We start from the raw sequence: 16,674 nt of genomic DNA, 5'->3' as shown, positions 1-16,674 counted from the left end.
GTGTCTGCTGCTTTTCTCGTCAACAGCTGCTGTCATCACCTGCTGTCGGGCCTGTCAGGGACTGCCACCGGCGGCCAGCGAGCGGTTGGCAGGGCCGTCGAAAGTATCCTCGGCGGCGAGCGGTTCCTGGCCTGACTCAGTGGTGCTGGTCTCGGCGCGTCGTGACGCATCTTCGTCAGCGGTGTCGGCAAGGCCTTCGGGCGTGCGTTCGGCGACGAAGGGCGCCGGTGCCTGATACCACCAGCGGGTGGTCCAGGCGCGCATCACCCGCTCCGGGTACCAGGTCTTGCCGAGGCTGCCATTGTAGCGCGCCAGCGCATCGGTGATGTCGCCTTTCTCGCGCTTGAGGTAGTGGGCAAGGATGGTGGCGCCGTAGCGCAGGCTGGTGTCCTGATCGAGCAGGTTGTCGTCGGGCTCGCCGATCTCACGCTTCCAGAACGGCATGACCTGCATCAGGCCGCGAGCACCGGCGTGGGAGACAGCAGTGGGTTTGAAGGCGCTCTCTACCTGGATGACAGACAGGATCAGCTCCGGTGCCAGGCCTGTGCGCGTCGCTTCGCGGCGCACCTTGCGCAGCAGGTCGATGCGCGCGGCGTGGTCGGGCATGTAACGCTCCAGACGCTGCTGCATGCTCAATACCCAATGCAGGGCATCGATGGGGTCTTCGAAGGCCTCGGGCTCGGCCAAGGCCTCGCGCAGGCTGTCACGCAGCCCCGGCGACAGCCCCTGCTCGGGGATCGCGGCGGCGGCCTGCACCGGGGGGCTTGTCAGTCCGGTAGACGCGGAGCTCAACGTCAGCAGGACAGCGGCCAGCCACGGGCGCAGGCGGCGATGTGGGGTGTCGCCTTCAGCGCCTTTTACGGGCGGCGCTGAAGGGCAAATCGATGAGATGGTCATGCGCAGTCCCTGCGTATCAGTCATGGCGCCATTATGCCGTTACCGCGGCGTTGACGGTAATGGGATGTTCAAGGAAGGCAGATAACGAGACAGCCCGCCCCTCGAGAAGAGGAGCGGGCTGTCTTGGGTGTTGCGATAGCGTCAGCCGTGAGCGAGTGGCTCAGGCTGCTCGAGTTCAGCTCGCGCTGCGCTCGGCCAGGAAGTCCAGCAGGCTGTCGACGGCGATCATGGTCGCTTCGCCATCGGTGCGACCCTTGTACTCGTACTCGCCGTTGTCGAGACCGCGATCACCGATCACCAGGCGATGCGGAATGCCCAGCAGCTCGCCGTCGGCGAACTTGTTGCCCGGGCGCAGATCACGATCATCCAGCAGCACGTCGTAACCGGCGGCGGTCAGCTCCTGATAGACGCGCTCGGCGGTCTCGCTGACACGCACGGACTTGTGGGCGTTCATCGGCACGATGGCGACCTGGAAGGGTGCGATGGCTTCCGGCAGCACGATGCCGCCCTTGTCGTTGCCCTGCTCGATGGCAGCGGCGACCACGCGGGTCACGCCGATGCCGTAGCAGCCCATGGACAGCGGCTGTGCCTTGCCGTTCTCGTCGAGCACGGTGGCGTTCATGGCTTCGGAGTACTTGGTGCCGAGCTGGAAGATGTGACCCACCTCGATACCGCGTGCGATATCGATCACGCCCTGGCCGTCCGGTGACGGATCACCGGCGACGACGTTGCGGATATCGGCGATTTCCGGCAGCGGCAGATCGCGCTCCCAGTTGAGGCCGAAGTGGTGCTTGCCTTCGATATTGGCACCGGCACCGAAATCGCTCATCAGTGCGACACTGCGATCGATGATGATCGGCATCTCGAGGCCGACCGGACCGAGGGAGCCGAAACCGGCACCGACGGCGGCGCGCACTTCCTCGTCGCTGGCCATGGTCAGCGGCTCGGCGACCTGCGGCAGGTGCTCGGCCTTGATCTCGTTCACCTCGTGGTCGCCACGCACCATCAGCGCGATCAGACCACCTTCGACGCCTTCGGCCGCCTTGACGATCAGCGTCTTGACGGTCTTCTTGATGTCCAGACCGTGCTGCTCGACCAGCGCGGCGATGGTCTTGGCGTTCGGCGTGTCGACCAGCTGCATCTCCTGGGTCGGTGCCGCGCGCTCAGGCGTCTCGCCCAGCGGTGCCGGCAGCGCTTCACACTTCTCGATGTTGGCGGCGAAGTCGGAGCCGGTGGAGAAGGCGATGGCGTCTTCACCGGAGGCGGCCAGCACGTGGAATTCGTGGGAGCCGGTGCCACCGATGGAGCCGTTGTCGGCGATGACGGGACGGAAGTCGAGACCCAGACGCGTGAAGATGCGCACGTAGGTGTCGTACATCACCTGATAGGTCTCTTTCAGGGAGTCTTCGCCCAGATGGAAGGAGTAACCATCCTTCATCACGAACTCGCGTGAGCGCATCACACCGAAGCGCGGACGAATCTCGTCGCGGAATTTGGTCTGGACCTGATAGAAGTTGGCCGGCAGCTGCTTGTAGCTGTTCAGCTCACGACGCGCGAGGTCGGTGATGACTTCCTCGTGGGTCGGGCCGACACAGTAGTCGCGCTGGTGACGGTCAACGACGCGCAGCAGCTCGGGGCCGTACTGCTCCCAGCGACCGGATTCCTGCCACAGCTCGGCTGGCTGCACGGCTGGCATCAGCAGTTCCTGGGCGCCGGAGCGGTCCATCTCTTCACGCACGATGCGCTCGACCTTGCGCAGTGTGCGCAGGCCCAGTGGCATCCAGGTGTAGAGGCCGGAGGTCAGGCGACGGATGAAACCGGCCCGCAGCATTAGCTGGTGGCTGACGACTTCGGCGTCGGACGGGGTTTCCTTGAGAGTGGAAATCAGCAGTTGACTGGCACGCATGGGCTCAGCGATCCCTCGACTTGTCGCTTTGATCGGTACGCTTCGCAGTCGCGAAGCATGAACAGGCAGGTCTTCGGCACGCCTTTTACAGGCGTATCAACGAAGCAGACTGAGCGCATTGTACTGCCGCGAGCCTTGGAGGGGCAAAGTGCATGGCCAGACTGGAAAAATCCGCGCCGGCCTGCCGATACTGGTGACACGGGATTTCCCTTTGGAGAGGGCCGTGAACGGCTTTCTCGGGGAGGTCTGACAAGGAGACAAGGATATGTCGTCACTCGATCAGCGCATGGGATACGCGCGCGCCAGGCATCGTTGGCCCTTGAAGGTGGGATTGGCGTTGCTCGCACTGGGGGCGTGCCTGAGCGTTTCCCTGTGGCTGGTGAGCCTTCGCCTGCCGATCCCTTTCGTCGATGAGGGAGTGCATTTCGCGCAGATTCGCCAGTTTCTCGCCGGCGACTGGAGCCAGCACCCCAAGCTGACCACCCTGACGCTATATCACGCCAGCATGGCGGTGACGCTGATGGCACTCCAGACGTTGGGGGAGTGGCTCAATCTTCCTCTGGCGGCTGACACCCTGGCCGGGCGCTGGCCTGAAATGCCCTCGGTGAACTGGGTGCGGGGCCTGTCGCTGCTCGGTTTCAGTGTCATGGCGTGCATGGTCTGGCGGGCGCTGCCGAGCGTCTATCGGCGCCTGGACCCCATGCTCGATGAGAGAGGCGCCCAGCAACAGGCGAATCGCCAGAGCTGGCAGTGGCTATGGCTGCCGATCATCTTTCCCTATCTGGCGCTGGTGTATACCGACCCGTGGATCATCGTGCTGGTCGCGCTGCAGCTCGTTGCGCTGGTGCGTGAGCGGCGTCTGCTGTTGCTGGTGTTGATCCTGGCCGGCCTCGGCTTGCGACAGGACAGCATCGTGCTGCTCGGGTTGTGGGGCGGTCTGTTGCTGTTCATGACGCATGCGCAGCCAGGGGCTCGATCGCAGGCTGTCGGCATGGCGCCACCGCTGCGCTCGCCGCTGTGCCAGCTTTCTGTCTGGTGGGGGCTGATCGTGCGCTGGTGGTGGGTGGCCGTGATTCCGGTGGCCGCCTTCATCGGGTTTGTTCTCTGGAACGACGGCATTGCCATGGGCGATACCACGCGTCATCAGGCCGGTTGGCACACCGGCAATCTCGGCTATTACCTGGGCGTGATCGGCGTGGTGTTTCTGCCGTTGTGGCTGGCGGATCTGCCGCGTCAGTGGCATCTGCTGTGGCGTCTGTGCACCCGGGGTGCCTGGCCATGGCGGGGCATTCTGCTGCTGGGGGCGCTGGCGGGCGTGTGGGTCATGCTGGTGATGAGCTTTGAGGTGACGCATGACTACAATTTCCAGCGCTGGACGATCCGCAATAGCTGGCTGTTATGGCTCAATGAGCACCCGGTGGGGCTGTGGGTCACCATGCTGCTGACCACCAGCATGGCGCTCTGGTGGCTGAGGGCACCGCTGCGGCTGGGGCATGGTGGTCTGCTGCTGGTGATGCTCGCCTTGATGATCTGCACGCGGGAGCTGATCGAGACGCGCTACATGCTGCCCTTGATCACGGTCTTCCAGCTGCTGCGCTGTGCAGAGCGCCCGCAAGTGGAGCGCGCGATGACGCTCTGGGCGATGGCGATGGGGGTGCTGTTGCTGGCGGGATTGGTGCTGACGCGCACCCTGCCATGAGGCGGTGGCAGGGCGTTTTGGAGGCTCATTCGATGGCGGGGGCTTCAGGCCTGTTGGCGTTTCGCCGCTGGGGTCTGGGCATCACGGCCGGCGGGGGCTTTATTGGCACCAGCACCGATGCCAGAGCCACCACGCGGTGGCTCGGCGACCCAGGCATAGGCAGCCTCGCGCTCGTCGGGCGAGAAGTGGCGCACCTCGATGGAGCGCACCAGATGCTTGCTGAACTCGGTGACATGGCGCAGCCAGTCGGCCTTGCTGATGATGGCTTCGCGCTCGAAGTCTCCCAGGTGGCGCAGGGCATAGCCGATGTCATTGAGCAGGGCGGCGGGTGTGATCAGGCCAAAGCGTTCGATTTCCACCAGCAACGAGATTCGCTCATGGCGCGCCAGGCGCTCGTCGCATTCCTTGATGATGGGAGTCAGAGCTGCCTGGTCGATACCGCCGTCCAGGTGCAATGCCACGACATGATCCGCGGGGCTCTTGAGCAATGTCAGCATGATGGGCTCCTGGCGGTTGATGTAGGGAGAGCGATATTCCATCACTCCGTATCAGTGTGGCTGCCTATCGCGATATCAGCCAGTCAGGCATTGCGCTGAGGCCGCAGGCCGTACCATAGCGGAAGGGCGACCAGCAGACTGCCGCCAAGCAGGTTGCCGATGCCGGCGGGAATGATGTTCCAGCGCATGGCATCCCACCAGCCGGGGCCAGCCCCTGTCGGCATGATCATCGAGAAATAGGCCATGTTGGCCGGGCTATGCTGGAAGTTGCCTGCCACGAACAGACTGACCGCCAGTACGATGGGCACGAACTTGTCGATGATGGTTCTGCCCATTACGGCCAGAAACGCTGCCATGCCGACCATCCAGTTGCCCAGCATTCCTGACAGCACCAATGAGAACCAGCCTTCGGCGCCACCCACCTGCTGATAGTGCATCTTCTTGGCCACCACGCTTTCCAGTAGTTGGTAGTGTTCCGCCGAATAGACTTGTGCCAGCGAGATGACCCAGCCTGTCAGCAGTGTGCCGATCAGATTGCCGACCCAGGCCAGTACCCAGAACTTGAGGCCGCGGCGCAGCATGTCGCCCCGCGAGCAATTGAGCGCACTCACCGGCAGGATGACATTGGCCTCGGTGAACAGTGCCGCACCGGTCAGGATGACGAGAAAGAAGCCTACCGAGAAGCCGATACCTTGCAGCAGCAATTGCAATCCATGTGTCTCGACACCAGTGGAAAGCAGGATCGAGAACAGCGCCCCCATGGTGATGAAGGCACCACCCAAGGTCGCCAATACCAGTATTCGCGGCGCCGAGAGGGTGTGAATATGCTCGCATGTCTCGCGACAGATCTCCTGCGCCACATCACGCGATGCGATGAATTGGGCGGCAGGGTGGGGAGAGTCATTGGACATGGACATTTCCTGTTGATGGTCTGTGCAAGGGGCTGGGCACATGTCAAGGACCGCGAATTCGGCCTTCAACAAGATATGGACATTGGGGGGATGGCACTGGTTTCAATCAATCTGGTTTGTTGGCTACAGGAAAACCCGGAGTGCGACTGGCAATGGGTTTTTCCCCCTGCCGAGGCACGGCAATCAATACGGAGAAGTTGGTGGGAGTGATCAGGCAATCTAGGCTGAGGATCTAGAAATGTAGTCTGAGGATCTAGAAATGGTCCCAGCCGGACAAGGCGATAGATGAGGAGGGTTGCGAGAAAGAAGGGTGGCGAGAAAGAAAGGTGGTGGGTGAGCATGGGAATATCTGGGAGGAAGGATTTCCGGGAGGGAAGTCCGCGCACAGAAAAGTCCGTATGAAAGAAATGCAGAGCATGAAAAAGCGCCGCCCCTCGTGAGAGAAGCGACGCTTTGGAATTCAATACGATCTTGCATCATCTGGTACGGCCAGCCGGACTCGAACCGGCACGCCCGAAGGCAGGAGATTTTAAGTCTCCGGTGTCTACCGATTCCACCATGGCCGCGCAGACTGGCCGACAATCTACCATATTTCAGATCAAGGTCAACTTTAATGCACGTGAAATGATGTCGAGTGCATGATTCAACTGATTGTTATGCAATAGCTTTATGGCGATATCGAGATGATTGAGTCGCCAGGGGAGAAAGGCAGTGGCCGTGCAGAGATGAGACGTAAAGCAGCACTTTAAAACGATAAGCTTGCAGACGACAAGATAGGGGGAGAAACGCAATGGAACATTGAGGATAGAGCAATAAGGGAAAAATCTGACGACCGAAGGGGATAGGTGTCATATCCATTCCAGAGGGAAACAGGGGATGTTTCGGTATCTGAAATGGAGGCTGGAGTCGGAATCGAACCGGCGTACACGGAGTTGCAGTCCGCTGCATGACCACTCTGCCATCCAGCCTCAATGATCAAGATGTCAGTCGAAACTGATGTCTGATCCGAGGAGTATCCACTGATGCTGCTGCAGATACATGAGTCAGTAAATCAGGTGAATGTTGCGCTACCTGTGTTACTGGAGCGGGAAACGAGATTCGAACTCGCGACCCCAACCTTGGCAAGGTTGTGCTCTACCACTGAGCTATTCCCGCTGAACTCGAGGTCGAATTATACGGATAATTCCCATGCTGTCAAACAGTTAATGAAAAATTGTCTCGCGAGTCAGGTCACTGGAAACGAAAACGCCCACCGGCCATAGGGGCGGTGGGCGTTGAGGCATTCGCAGCATCTCGTGGCTGAACGGGGTGTCAGACCGAGCGCACCAGTTCCGGCCAGGCGGCACGCAGGTAGCTGATCATCGACCACAGCGTCAGCGCTGCCGAGATATACAGCAGGGCCAGGCCGGCATCCCCCCCGACACTGCCCGGAGCGAAGAACAGCAGCATGAACAGGGCCAGCATCTGGGCGGCCGTCTTCAGCTTGCCGACCCAGGACACCGCGACGCTGCCGCGCTTGCCGATCTCGGCCATCCACTCACGCAGCGCCGAGATGACGATCTCGCGACCGATGATGACCAGGCTCGGGATGGTCATCCACAGGCTGTCGTAGCGTTCGATCAGCAGGCCCAGTGCCACCGCGACCATCAGCTTGTCGGCGACGGGGTCAAGGAAGGCGCCGAAGGGCGTGGTCTGATTCCATAGGCGGGCCAGATAGCCATCGAACCAGTCGGTGATGGCGGCCAGTGCGAAGAGCAGCGCCGTCAGCGGCAGGCTCCATGCATAAGGCAGATAGAAACATACCACCAGCAGCGGAATGAACAGGATGCGGATCAGAGTCAGGATATTGGGGATGCTCATCGTGACGGCACGAGTCCTTGCATGAAGCGTAGGTGGCTGGGCGCAATCGAGGGCGAGTCGAGACCCTGAAGAAAGCCGATCGATTGGCGCCGCACAAGTCGTCTATTCTAGCCTGCCGGCGGCGCATTCAGCCATGCCAAACGGCAGGTTATTCAAGCCAACGCTCTGTCACTCTTCCTTGAGCGTTGAGTCGATGGTGCCAGAGGTAGCCATGTCGTGCACGGGGGCAGCCATGCAGCGTCTGGTGGATCAGCCATGCAGCGCCTGGTGGATCAGCTCGGCGAGTGATTCGCTGATGCCGGGCACGCGCGCCAGTTCCGGCTTGGAGGCCTGCTTCACCCCCTGCAGGCCGCCGAAGAACTTGAGCAGCTCGCGGCGCCGCTTGGGGCCGACTCCCGCGATGCCCTCCAGGCTTGAGGTGCGCCGCGCCTTGTCACGCTTGGCGCGGTGACCGGCGATGGCGAAGCGGTGCGATTCATCGCGCACATGCTGAATCAAGTGCAGCGCCGGCGAGTGGCTGTCGAGGTCCAGGGTGTCATGCACCGTCTCGATGAACAGCGTCTCGAGCCCTGCCTTGCGCGTGGTGCCCTTGGCTACCCCGAGCAGGATGATGTCGGTCACGCCGAGTGACTCGAACACCCCACGCGCCATGTTGAGCTGCCCCTTGCCGCCATCGACCAGCAGGATGTCCGGGCGCTTGCCTTCGCCTTCCTGCAGACGCTTGAAGCGCCGCGTCAGTGCCTGTTGCATGGCGGCGTAGTCATCGCCGGCCGTCACGCCTTCGATATTGAAGCGGCGGTAATCCGACTTGATTGGCCCGTCATGATCGAAGACCACGCAGCTGGCCACGGTCGCCTCGCCATGACTGTGGGAAATATCGAAGCATTCCAGGCGCTTGGGTACCTCATCGAGGCCCAGCGCATCGCGCAGCGACAGGAAGCGGTTGGACAGCTGCTGGCGGCTGGCCAGCTGGGTGGCCAGATGTTGCTCGGCGTTGGTCTGTGCCAGTGTCAGCCACTGGGCGCGATGGCCACGCACCTGATGCGCGACCCGTACCCGACGTTCGGCCTTCTCGCTCAGGGCGCCTTCCAGCAGGTTGGCGTCATCGAGGGCCAGCGAGGTCAGCACCTCATCGGGCATCTCCCTGTCCTGGCCGAGATAATACTGGCTGACGAAGCTGGTCAGCAGCTCGCTGCTGGTCAGGTCCAGGCCATTGCCCGGCGAGAAGTGGCGCGCACCGAGCATGCGACCCTGGCGGACCGAGACCACGCTGATACAGAGCCCGCCGGGGCGCTCGGCCAGCGCCAGAATATCGGCGTTGCCGGTACCGGTGTCGACGTATTGCTTCTCCTGCATGCGGCGCAGCTGGGCGACCTGATCACGCAGGCGGGCCGCTTCCTCGAATTCCAGCCGCATGGCCGCGTCTTCCATCGCCTGGCTGAGCTCGTCGGTGACCTTGTCGCTCTGGCCGTTCAGGCACATCACCGCATGTTCCATGTCGCGACGATAATCCTGCTTGCTGATGTAGTCGACACACGGCGCGGTGCAGCGGTTGATCTGATATTGCAGGCACGGGCGCTCGCGGTGGGCGAACACCGAATCCTCGCAATTGCGCAGGCGGAAGATCTTCTGCATCAGCGTCAGTGATTCGCGCACCGCGACGCTGCTCGGGTAGGGGCCGAAGTAGCGTCCATCATTGCGCTTGTGGCGCACGCGCTTGAACTCCAGCGCCGGATAGTCGTGATGCTGGCTGATGAAGACGTAAGGGTAGGATTTGTCGTCGCGCAGCAGGATGTTGTAGGGCGGGCGCAGCTCCTTGATCAGGGTCTGCTCCAGCAGCAGGGCCTCGGTCTCGCTGCGCGTGATGGTGACCTGCACATCGGCGATGCGCCCGACCAGCGCCTGGGTCTTGGCATTCAGGCCGGTGTTGCGAAAATAGCTGGAGAGGCGCGCCTTGAGGCGCTTGGCCTTGCCCACGTACAGCACGTCACCGGCGCTATCCAGCATGCGATAGATGCCGGGCGCGTCGCTGACATGCTTGAGGAAATGGCGGGCATCGAAGCCGGTCGCCTCGCTGCCCTGCAGCAGATCACTGCTCGCGTCGCTGGTGATCAGGCGGCTCGAGACACGCGCGGCGTCACTGCGTGCGCGGCTGTCAGCCTGCGCACTCGCTGAGGACGCAGGTTGGGCATCAGGCTGGCTGGTGGTGCCTGCCGGCTCCTCATTCTCGGGCGACTGAGAAGTGGTGTCCGTCATCGTGGGATCAGTGTGCTGCTTGGCCATGAGGTTCCTCGTCCAGAGATGCCTCGAGTCTATCAAACAAGGGCGATTGCTCGCAGGCATGGGGGCAACAGGACCATGCTGCAATGCCTGCTGTCATGACCGGCGCCGGTCAGGACGTGCCATTCAAGAACGCCACTGACAGAAACGCCTCATTCACGAACGTCTCAGACAGAAACGCCTCATACAACAACGCCACCCGGGGAAGGTGGCGTTGTTGTATGAGGCGTTATCGGCGCTGCTCGGGAGTGTCACGAGCAGCGCGGGCCTGCAGTGTGTGACGGGCTGGCAAGGTGTGCTTGTTCAGGCCTCGTCAGGACGATCCAGCACGTAGTCATCCAGCAACTGGTGACGCATGGCCAGATGCGTCATCTCCACGTCGCTGGTCACGCCAAGCTTGTCGAAGATGCGATAGCGGTAGGTGTTGACCGTCTTCGGGCTCAGGTGCAGGCGGTCCGAGATCTCGCTGACGCGATGGCAATTGACGATCATCGTCGCCACCTGCAGTTCTCGGCTTGACAGCTGGTCGAAGGGATTGCTGCGCTGGGTGTCCATGCCCGAGAACACCAGGCGCTGGGCGATTTCCGGGGACAGATAGCGTTCGCCAGCGGCCACCTGATGGATGGCGCGAATCATCTCGTCAAAGGGCGTGCCCTTGGAAATGAAGCCGAAGGCTCCCGCTTCCAGCAAACGTTTGGCGAAGGACTCTTCCAGATAGGCGGTCAGCACGATGACTCTGACGTCGGGCAGGCTGCGCACGATCTTCTGCGTGGCTTCCAGGCCATCGACGCCGGGCATGCGAATGTCCATGAGCACGATATCCGGGCTGTGCTCACGGCAGAGTTTGATCGCGGTTTCGCCATCCGAGGCTTCTGCAATCACCTTGAGCCCATCCTCTAGCTCAATGGTACGGACGATGCTGGTACGCACCAGGTGGTGGTCGTCAGCGACAAGAACCTTGATCAAGGCGGCTCCAGTAAAGATGTCAATAAGCAGTGAAGTGAATGCGGGATCCAATGTACCCATTGGACAAGGGCTTGTCGATGCCCTGTTATCCAGTGCGTCGCGTTCAGGATAACCACTACTGATATAGTGCTAGCGTGATTCCTGCTCCTTGTCGTCGGCCGTGAGGCAGTGAGCGAGCCCCTGCGGGAAACCGTGCCTCGCGATGCGACCCGCAGACTTCACGTACTCCACAAAGCGCAGCAAAAATAAGAGGTTGACGACGTATTCGTCGCTCTGTAACATGCGCTCCATCGTGAAGACGGGGCCTTAGCTCAGCTGGGAGAGCGCAACACTGGCAGTGTTGAGGTCAGCGGTTCGATCCCGCTAGGCTCCACCATGATTCACGACAAGCCTGTCCAGATTTCATGTGCCTCTTGCCTGCAAGTGACATGCGAAATGACAGTCTGATTCGGGGCCTTAGCTCAGCTGGGAGAGCGCAACACTGGCAGTGTTGAGGTCAGCGGTTCGATCCCGCTAGGCTCCACCAGAATTCTTGAAAAAGCGGTCATCCTTCGGGGTGGCCGCTTTTTTTGTGCTCGGCTTTCAGCTCGGCCCTGTCAGCATGCTCCTGTCTGCAGCTCGACCCTGTCTGCTTCACCTATATAGCCGGCGGTGCCCGGGTCTGCCAATACTGAGAGGAATGGACGATAAATCTCACTCAAGCTCGAGGTCGGCTGAAATTGCCGACAATTGTTGCCTTATCGTCTCAAGTTGTTGATGAGAGGCAGGCATGGCGCTAGATTGGCGACATGAGCAGACAAGAGATCACACGACTCGTGGCGAGCCTCGCCCACGAGGAAGGCATCCGAGAGACCGCAGTGAAGGGCGTGCAGCTCTTTCGCATGACGGAGCCCGTGCGTTGCGCGCCGGCCATCTATGAACCCGCCGTGGTGGTGATCGTCAGCGGTGCCAAGGAGGCGATACTGGACGGCGAGCGGCATGTCTACGACAGCTGCCAGTATCTGTGCTGTCCCATCTCGATGCCGGTCGAGGCGGGCGCCCCCACGGCCTCGCCAGAGACACCGCTGCTGGGCGTCTACCTCTCGCTGGATACGCGGGTAATGACGGAGCTTGCCATCGAGATGGAAAGCGCTGCGGGTCTCGTGCGCAAGCCGGGCAGTGGCCCGCTGCCGCCGGGGCTTGCCCTGGCGCATTGGGACGCCGCCTTCAGCGATGCCCTGTTGCGACTGCTGCAGGTGGCGCAGAGCCCCGCCGATGCGGCGATATTGGGAGAAGGGCGGCTGCGGGAGCTTTACTACGCCGTCCTGAAGGGTGAGGCGGGGGAGTCGGCGCGACGTGCCTTCGGTGTGGGCAACGAGATCGCGCGGACAATCGATTACCTCTCCAGCCGACTGGATGAGCCGGTCAGCATTGAAGACATGGCCGGGCGGGTCGGCATGAGCCGCGCCGTCTTCCACCGCAAGTTCAAGCAGGCGACCACGATGTCGCCGATCCAGTTCGTGAAGTCCATGCGCCTCAATACCGCCGCCATGCAGATCGCCAATGGCAAGACCGTCAGCGAGGCGGCCATGGCCGTGGGCTATGTCAGCTCCTCGCAATTCAGCCGCGAATTCAAGCGTCTGTACGGGCAGTCGCCCAAGCAGTGGAGTCAGTTCAAATAGCGACACGCCATGATCGAGCCATGAAAAAACGGCCATCCGAAAGGAGGCCGTTTTTTCATGGCTCGATCATCCTGCGCGTAGGCGCTAGAGCACCGCTTCACTCTCCTCGACACGCTCGAAGAGGATCAGGTGGTCGGCCTGGATGCGCAGCATGACCTGCTCGCCGGGCTGATAGTCGTGATGGCTGTTGAAGGCCGCCTCGACTTCCCGCCCGGAAGGCAGCGCCAGCCGATAGAGGGTGCTGGTGCCGGCGAAGGTCGCGCTGAGCACGCGCGCCTTGAGGTCGGTCGCTTCCGAATCCCCTTCGGCCAGCACCAGGTCATCCGGGCGCAGCAGCACGTCCACCGGCGTGCCGGGTGCATACGGATAGGCACGGTTGCCGCGAATCACGCCCAGCTCCGTGCTCACGCATTCGTTGTCCTTCAGCGTGCCGGGGATGAAATAGCCCTGGCCGATGAAGTTGGCGACGAAGCGCGTGGCGGGTTCGTGATACAGATTGAACGGCGTGTCCCACTGCTGCAGATGACCGCCGTGGATCACGCCGATCTGGTCGGCCATCGCGAAGGCCTCATTCTGATCATGTGTGACCAGCACCGCGCTGATGCCGAGGTGCTTGAGAATCCGCCGCACCTCCTGACTCAGCTGACGACGCAGCTCCACGTCCAGATTCGAGAACGGCTCATCGAGCAGCAGAATGCGCGGCTCCGGCGCCAGCGCACGGGCCAGGGCCACGCGCTGCTGCTGGCCACCGGACAGCTCATGCGGGAAACGCTCACCGAGATGGGCGAGGCCGACCAGCGTCAGCAGCTCCGTCACCTTGTCATTGCGCGCTTCACGCGTCATGCGGCGCACGCCGAAGGCCACGTTGTCCGCCACGCTCAGGTGGGGGAACAGCGCGTAATCCTGAAAGACCATGCCGACATGGCGCTGCTCCGGCGCGGTCAGATGAGTCGCGCTGGACAGCACCTCGCCTTCGAGACGAATCTCGCCCATCGCTACCGGTTCGAAGCCGGCAATCGCGCGCAGCAGCGTGGTCTTGCCGCAGCCGGAGGGGCCGAGCAGGCAGGCAATGTCACCCTTGTTGAGGGAGAAATTGATGTCGCGAGTCACGACGGTGGTGTCGTAGCGACATTCCAGCGAATCGATCTGAAGGAGCGGTTGCATGATGGCAGGTCAGTCCGGATGGCGATGAAGGCAGCGGAGCAGGGGAGTGCCCGTCTCGCTTGAGCATACGTGAGCGCCGCCTGCGTGGATGCAGGCGGCGGCAGGGCACCCCTTCGGCTTGCTGGGCGGCGGCTCAGCCTTGAGGCTCAGTCCTGAAAGACAGTCCTGAAAGACAGTCCTGAAAGACAGCCCTGGGCTTCCGTGCTGATGACTCAGTCCTGGCGACCCAGCATCAGGAACTCGAGCAGTGCCTTCTGGGCGTGCAGGCGATTGCCCGCTTCCTGCCAGACGACGGCGCGCGGGTCATCCAGCAGACCCATGCTGATCTCTTCGCCGCGGTGTGCCGGCAGGCAGTGCAGGAAGATGACATCGTCGGCGGCCTTGTCGAGCATGGCTTCATCGACCTGGAAGCCGGCGAAGTCGGCTTCACGCTTGAGCTGCTCTTCTTCCTGGCCCATGGAGGCCCAGACATCAGTGGTCACCAGGTCCGCGCCCTGCACGGCTTGCTGCGGGTCACGATGGATGCTGACGCGTTGGCCAGCCGCCGCGACGATCTCGCTGTCCGGCTCGTAGCCTTCCGGGCAGCAGATGCGCAGGTTGAAATCGAACTGACGCGCGGCGTTGATCCAGGAATGGCACATGTTGTTGCCATCGCCGATCCAGACCGCTGTCTTGCCCTTCACGGAGCCACGGCATTCGGTCCAGGTCATCACGTCGGCCAGCAGCTGGCACGGATGATAGTCGTCGGTCAGCGCATTGATGACCGGCACGCTGGAGGCGTCGGCGAAGGCTTCGATGTCGGAGTGGGCGAAGGTGCGGATCATCACGCCATCGACCATCTCGGACAGCACGCGGGCGGTGTCGCCGATCGGCTCACCACGGCCCAGCTGGGTGTCGCGCGGCGACAGGAACAGCGCATGGCCACCGAATTGCGCCATGGCCGTCTCGAAGGACACGCGGGTACGCGTGGAGGACTTCTCGAAGATCATCGCCAGGGTGCGGTTGGCGAACGGCGTATAGACCGGACCTTCCTTCTTCAGCCCATCCTTGATGGTGATGGCGCGCTGGATGAGGTAGTCGAGTTCTTCCGGAGAAAGGTCAAGCAGGGTCAGAAAGTGCCGGGTGGCCATCGAGCGGGCTCCTGTCAGGGTCTCGGGCAGCACCATCGAAAAGGGCGCCATGCGTCGGAGGGAAGGAAGTCGCCGACGATCACGGCGCCCGGATGGCGCTGCCTGTCAAAAGAGCCATCCTAGCCAGCTCGGCTCGAGCGTGCAACGCTCACGCCGTTATCAGGGCGGCCATGGCGCGCGCTGCAGGGCCGATGCGCGCTGCTGCAGACAGCAATCCACAACTCGGGCACTATCGGGGGCTGAATTCATGGCTTACCCCCAGTAGAATGAGGGAATGACACTCACGGGCCTTGCGCCCACCGTCCGAGGATTGCACATGAGCACTACCATCGAATCGATCGAAAAGCAGATTGGCGAGAACCCGATCCTCCTGTACATGAAGGGCACCCCGCAGCTGCCGCAGTGTGGTTTCTCTGCGCAGACCGTGCAGGCCGTCATGTCCTGCGGCGAGCGTTTCGCCTTCGTCAACATTCTCGACAACCCGGACATCCGCGCCGAGCTGCCGAAATACGCCAACTGGCCGACCTTCCCGCAGCTGTGGGTCAACGGCGAGCTGGTCGGCGGTTGCGACATCGTGGTCGAGATGTACCAGAGCGGCGAACTGGAGCCGCTGATCAAGCAGGCCGCTCAGGAAGCGTCTGCCGAGTGATCGGCGTCTTCTGATAGGAGTCGATTTGACCCGAGCAGTGCCGAGCAGCAAAAACGCCCCCGCAGCCTGGCTGCGGGGGCGTTTTCGTTTCTGGCTCTCGGAGAGTCTGTCAGCCGGAGAAGCTGTCAGAAGCTCTGCCAGTCAGGGCGCGGGCGCGTCGAGCGAGGCCGGCACCTCATCATTCATGCCCTGTTCCTTCATCGCCAGGTCCCAGCCGCCCAGGTCCTTGAAGCGGTTGACCATCGCGCAGAACAGCTCCGCGGTGCGTTCGGTGTCATAACGCGCCGAGTGGGCGGAGGCATTGTCGAACTCGATGCCGGCGGCGCGGCAGGCGCGCGCCAGTACCGTCTGGCCATAGACCAGACCCGCCAGTGAGGCGGTATCGAAGCACGAGAACGGGTGGAACGGATTGCGCTTGATACCGCAACGCTCGACCGCCGCGTTCAGGAAGCCCTGATCGAAGGCCGCATTGTGGCCGACCAGCACCGCACGCGTGCAGCCGTGCGCCTTGATGGCCTTGCGCACCGGGCTGAAGATCTCGCCCAGCGCCTGATTCTCGGCCACTGCGACCTGCTTGCGCACCGGGTTGTCGAGATCGATACCGGTGAAATCCAGTGCCGACTGTTCGATGTTGGCGCCCTCGAAGGGGGCCACGTGGAAGGCATAGGTCGCATCCGGCACCATGTTGCCATCGTCGTCCATGGTCAGCGTGACGGCAGCGATCTCGAGCAGTGCATCACCGGCGGCATTGAAACCACCCGTCTCGAGGTCGACCACCACTGGCAGAAAGCCACGGAAGCGCTGTGCCATCTGCGTGCGCTCGCTCGCCTGGGTCATCAAGATCTCCAATCCCGTCATAGCATCTCGTGCTGCGTCGTGCGTATTGCCGACGCTCAAGGTGGCCAATTGTAGCAGGGCGAAAAGGGCGCGTCGCGGCGCTGGCCGCGTGCCGGGGTGTCTCTGGCCCTCCTGGCAGTATCGGTGAGGTGCCAGCCTCGCTATAATCGGCGTCACATCGTGATTCGGGTAGATGAGCGGCTGCGCTTGCGCGGCC

The 16,674-nt window shown here is 62.2% G+C and carries 13 protein-coding genes and 5 tRNA genes; 5 read left to right on the top strand and 13 right to left on the bottom strand.

Features of this window, described 5'->3' with window-relative positions; genetic code table 11:
* Window positions 1–54 precede the first annotated feature (54 nt).
* Together AOG28_RS18855 and AOG28_RS05000 are read right to left on the bottom strand one after the other, a co-directional pair.
* Entirely contained in the window at window positions 55–897 is an 843-nt protein-coding gene (locus AOG28_RS18855) for a lytic transglycosylase domain-containing protein (RefSeq protein WP_082388284.1), read from the bottom strand.
* 175 nt (window positions 898–1,072) lie between these two features.
* The gene (locus AOG28_RS05000; RefSeq protein WP_054555532.1) at window positions 1,073–2,803 is read right to left on the bottom strand and encodes a proline--tRNA ligase; all 1,731 of its coding nucleotides are present in this window, start codon (window positions 2,801–2,803) and stop codon (window positions 1,073–1,075) included.
* Window positions 2,804–3,068: 265 nt separating this feature from the next.
* On the opposite strand from AOG28_RS05000, the gene AOG28_RS04995 reads away from it, so the two are divergent.
* Complete coding sequence (locus AOG28_RS04995) at window positions 3,069–4,502, top strand: hypothetical protein (RefSeq protein WP_054555531.1); 1,434 nt, start codon at window positions 3,069–3,071, stop codon at window positions 4,500–4,502.
* A 44-nt stretch (window positions 4,503–4,546) separates the two neighbouring features.
* On the opposite strand, the gene AOG28_RS04990 is transcribed toward AOG28_RS04995, so the two are convergent.
* From AOG28_RS04990 to uvrY, 8 genes are all read right to left on the bottom strand, one after another.
* Entirely contained in the window at window positions 4,547–4,999 is a 453-nt protein-coding gene (locus AOG28_RS04990; RefSeq protein ID WP_160317850.1) for an STAS/SEC14 domain-containing protein, read from the bottom strand.
* Between the two features lie 83 nt (window positions 5,000–5,082).
* Entirely contained in the window at window positions 5,083–5,910 is an 828-nt protein-coding gene (locus tag AOG28_RS04985) for a formate/nitrite transporter family protein (RefSeq protein WP_054555529.1), read from the bottom strand.
* A gap of 481 nt (window positions 5,911–6,391) precedes the next feature.
* Window positions 6,392–6,476, bottom strand: a tRNA-Leu gene (locus tag AOG28_RS04980).
* Window positions 6,477–6,804: 328 nt separating this feature from the next.
* A tRNA-Cys gene (locus AOG28_RS04975) sits at window positions 6,805–6,878 on the bottom strand.
* 112 nt (window positions 6,879–6,990) lie between these two features.
* Window positions 6,991–7,065: transfer RNA gene (locus AOG28_RS04970), tRNA-Gly, on the bottom strand.
* Window positions 7,066–7,221: 156 nt separating this feature from the next.
* Window positions 7,222–7,770, bottom strand: a complete 549-nt coding sequence (gene pgsA / locus AOG28_RS04965; RefSeq protein WP_043331361.1) for a CDP-diacylglycerol--glycerol-3-phosphate 3-phosphatidyltransferase — start codon at window positions 7,768–7,770, stop codon at window positions 7,222–7,224.
* A gap of 249 nt (window positions 7,771–8,019) precedes the next feature.
* Window positions 8,020–10,053 (bottom strand): excinuclease ABC subunit UvrC, encoded by a 2,034-nt coding sequence (gene uvrC / locus AOG28_RS04960; RefSeq protein WP_268750731.1) that lies wholly within the window; start codon window positions 10,051–10,053, stop codon window positions 8,020–8,022.
* Window positions 10,054–10,353: 300 nt separating this feature from the next.
* The gene (gene uvrY / locus AOG28_RS04955; protein WP_043331360.1) at window positions 10,354–11,016 is read right to left on the bottom strand and encodes a UvrY/SirA/GacA family response regulator transcription factor; all 663 of its coding nucleotides are present in this window, start codon (window positions 11,014–11,016) and stop codon (window positions 10,354–10,356) included.
* Between the two features lie 300 nt (window positions 11,017–11,316).
* Between uvrY and AOG28_RS04950 the strand changes: the two genes are divergently transcribed.
* From AOG28_RS04950 to AOG28_RS04940, 3 genes are all read left to right on the top strand, one after another.
* Window positions 11,317–11,392: transfer RNA gene (locus AOG28_RS04950), tRNA-Ala, on the top strand.
* A gap of 74 nt (window positions 11,393–11,466) precedes the next feature.
* Window positions 11,467–11,542, top strand: a tRNA-Ala gene (locus AOG28_RS04945).
* 262 nt (window positions 11,543–11,804) lie between these two features.
* Window positions 11,805–12,677 carry an AraC family transcriptional regulator gene (locus AOG28_RS04940; RefSeq protein ID WP_054555528.1) on the top strand — a complete coding sequence of 291 codons (873 nt, stop codon included), beginning with the start codon at window positions 11,805–11,807 and terminating at the stop codon, window positions 12,675–12,677.
* A gap of 84 nt (window positions 12,678–12,761) precedes the next feature.
* Here the strand turns inward: AOG28_RS04940 and AOG28_RS04935 are convergent, their stop codons facing one another.
* Window positions 12,762–13,841, bottom strand: coding sequence for an ABC transporter ATP-binding protein (locus AOG28_RS04935; RefSeq protein ID WP_054555527.1), 1,080 nt, complete (start codon window positions 13,839–13,841; stop codon window positions 12,762–12,764).
* A 212-nt stretch (window positions 13,842–14,053) separates the two neighbouring features.
* Complete coding sequence (argF, locus tag AOG28_RS04930) at window positions 14,054–14,971, bottom strand: ornithine carbamoyltransferase (RefSeq protein ID WP_043331358.1); 918 nt, start codon at window positions 14,969–14,971, stop codon at window positions 14,054–14,056.
* 316 nt (window positions 14,972–15,287) lie between these two features.
* Between argF and grxD the strand changes: the two genes are divergently transcribed.
* A complete protein-coding gene (gene grxD, locus AOG28_RS04925; protein ID WP_043331357.1) occupies window positions 15,288–15,620 on the top strand; it encodes a Grx4 family monothiol glutaredoxin in 333 nt (110 codons plus the stop codon).
* Window positions 15,621–15,761: 141 nt separating this feature from the next.
* On the opposite strand, the gene rnt is transcribed toward grxD, so the two are convergent.
* Window positions 15,762–16,457, bottom strand: coding sequence for a ribonuclease T (gene rnt / locus AOG28_RS04920; RefSeq protein ID WP_054555724.1), 696 nt, complete (start codon window positions 16,455–16,457; stop codon window positions 15,762–15,764).
* Between the last annotated feature and the right edge of the window lie 217 nt (window positions 16,458–16,674).

The organism is Cobetia sp. UCD-24C (assembly GCF_001306765.1).
Classification (GTDB): domain Bacteria; phylum Pseudomonadota; class Gammaproteobacteria; order Pseudomonadales; family Halomonadaceae; genus Cobetia; species Cobetia amphilecti.
The sequence above is the reverse complement of the archived record's forward strand: the minus strand, read 5'-3'. Positions and strand labels throughout refer to the sequence as shown.

What these genes read in the sequence shown, in the direction of transcription:
- grxD (WP_043331357.1), top strand. Translation starts at nt 15,288, where the DNA reads ATGAGCACTACCATCGAATCGATCGAAAAGCAGATTGGCGAGAACCCG.
- argF (WP_043331358.1), bottom strand. Translation starts at nt 14,971, where the DNA reads ATGGCCACCCGGCACTTTCTGACCCTGCTTGACCTTTCTCCGGAAGAA.
- pgsA (WP_043331361.1), bottom strand. Translation starts at nt 7,770, where the DNA reads ATGAGCATCCCCAATATCCTGACTCTGATCCGCATCCTGTTCATTCCG.
- AOG28_RS18855 (WP_082388284.1), bottom strand. Translation starts at nt 897, where the DNA reads ATGACCATCTCATCGATTTGCCCTTCAGCGCCGCCCGTAAAAGGCGCT.
- AOG28_RS05000 (WP_054555532.1), bottom strand. Translation starts at nt 2,803, where the DNA reads ATGCGTGCCAGTCAACTGCTGATTTCCACTCTCAAGGAAACCCCGTCC.
- AOG28_RS04935 (WP_054555527.1), bottom strand. Translation starts at nt 13,841, where the DNA reads ATGCAACCGCTCCTTCAGATCGATTCGCTGGAATGTCGCTACGACACC.
- rnt (WP_054555724.1), bottom strand. Translation starts at nt 16,457, where the DNA reads ATGACCCAGGCGAGCGAGCGCACGCAGATGGCACAGCGCTTCCGTGGC.
- uvrC (WP_268750731.1), bottom strand. Translation starts at nt 10,053, where the DNA reads ATGGCCAAGCAGCACACTGATCCCACGATGACGGACACCACTTCTCAG.
- AOG28_RS04985 (WP_054555529.1), bottom strand. Translation starts at nt 5,910, where the DNA reads ATGTCCAATGACTCTCCCCACCCTGCCGCCCAATTCATCGCATCGCGT.
- AOG28_RS04995 (WP_054555531.1), top strand. Translation starts at nt 3,069, where the DNA reads ATGTCGTCACTCGATCAGCGCATGGGATACGCGCGCGCCAGGCATCGT.
- AOG28_RS04940 (WP_054555528.1), top strand. Translation starts at nt 11,805, where the DNA reads ATGAGCAGACAAGAGATCACACGACTCGTGGCGAGCCTCGCCCACGAG.
- AOG28_RS04990 (WP_160317850.1), bottom strand. Translation starts at nt 4,999, where the DNA reads ATGCTGACATTGCTCAAGAGCCCCGCGGATCATGTCGTGGCATTGCAC.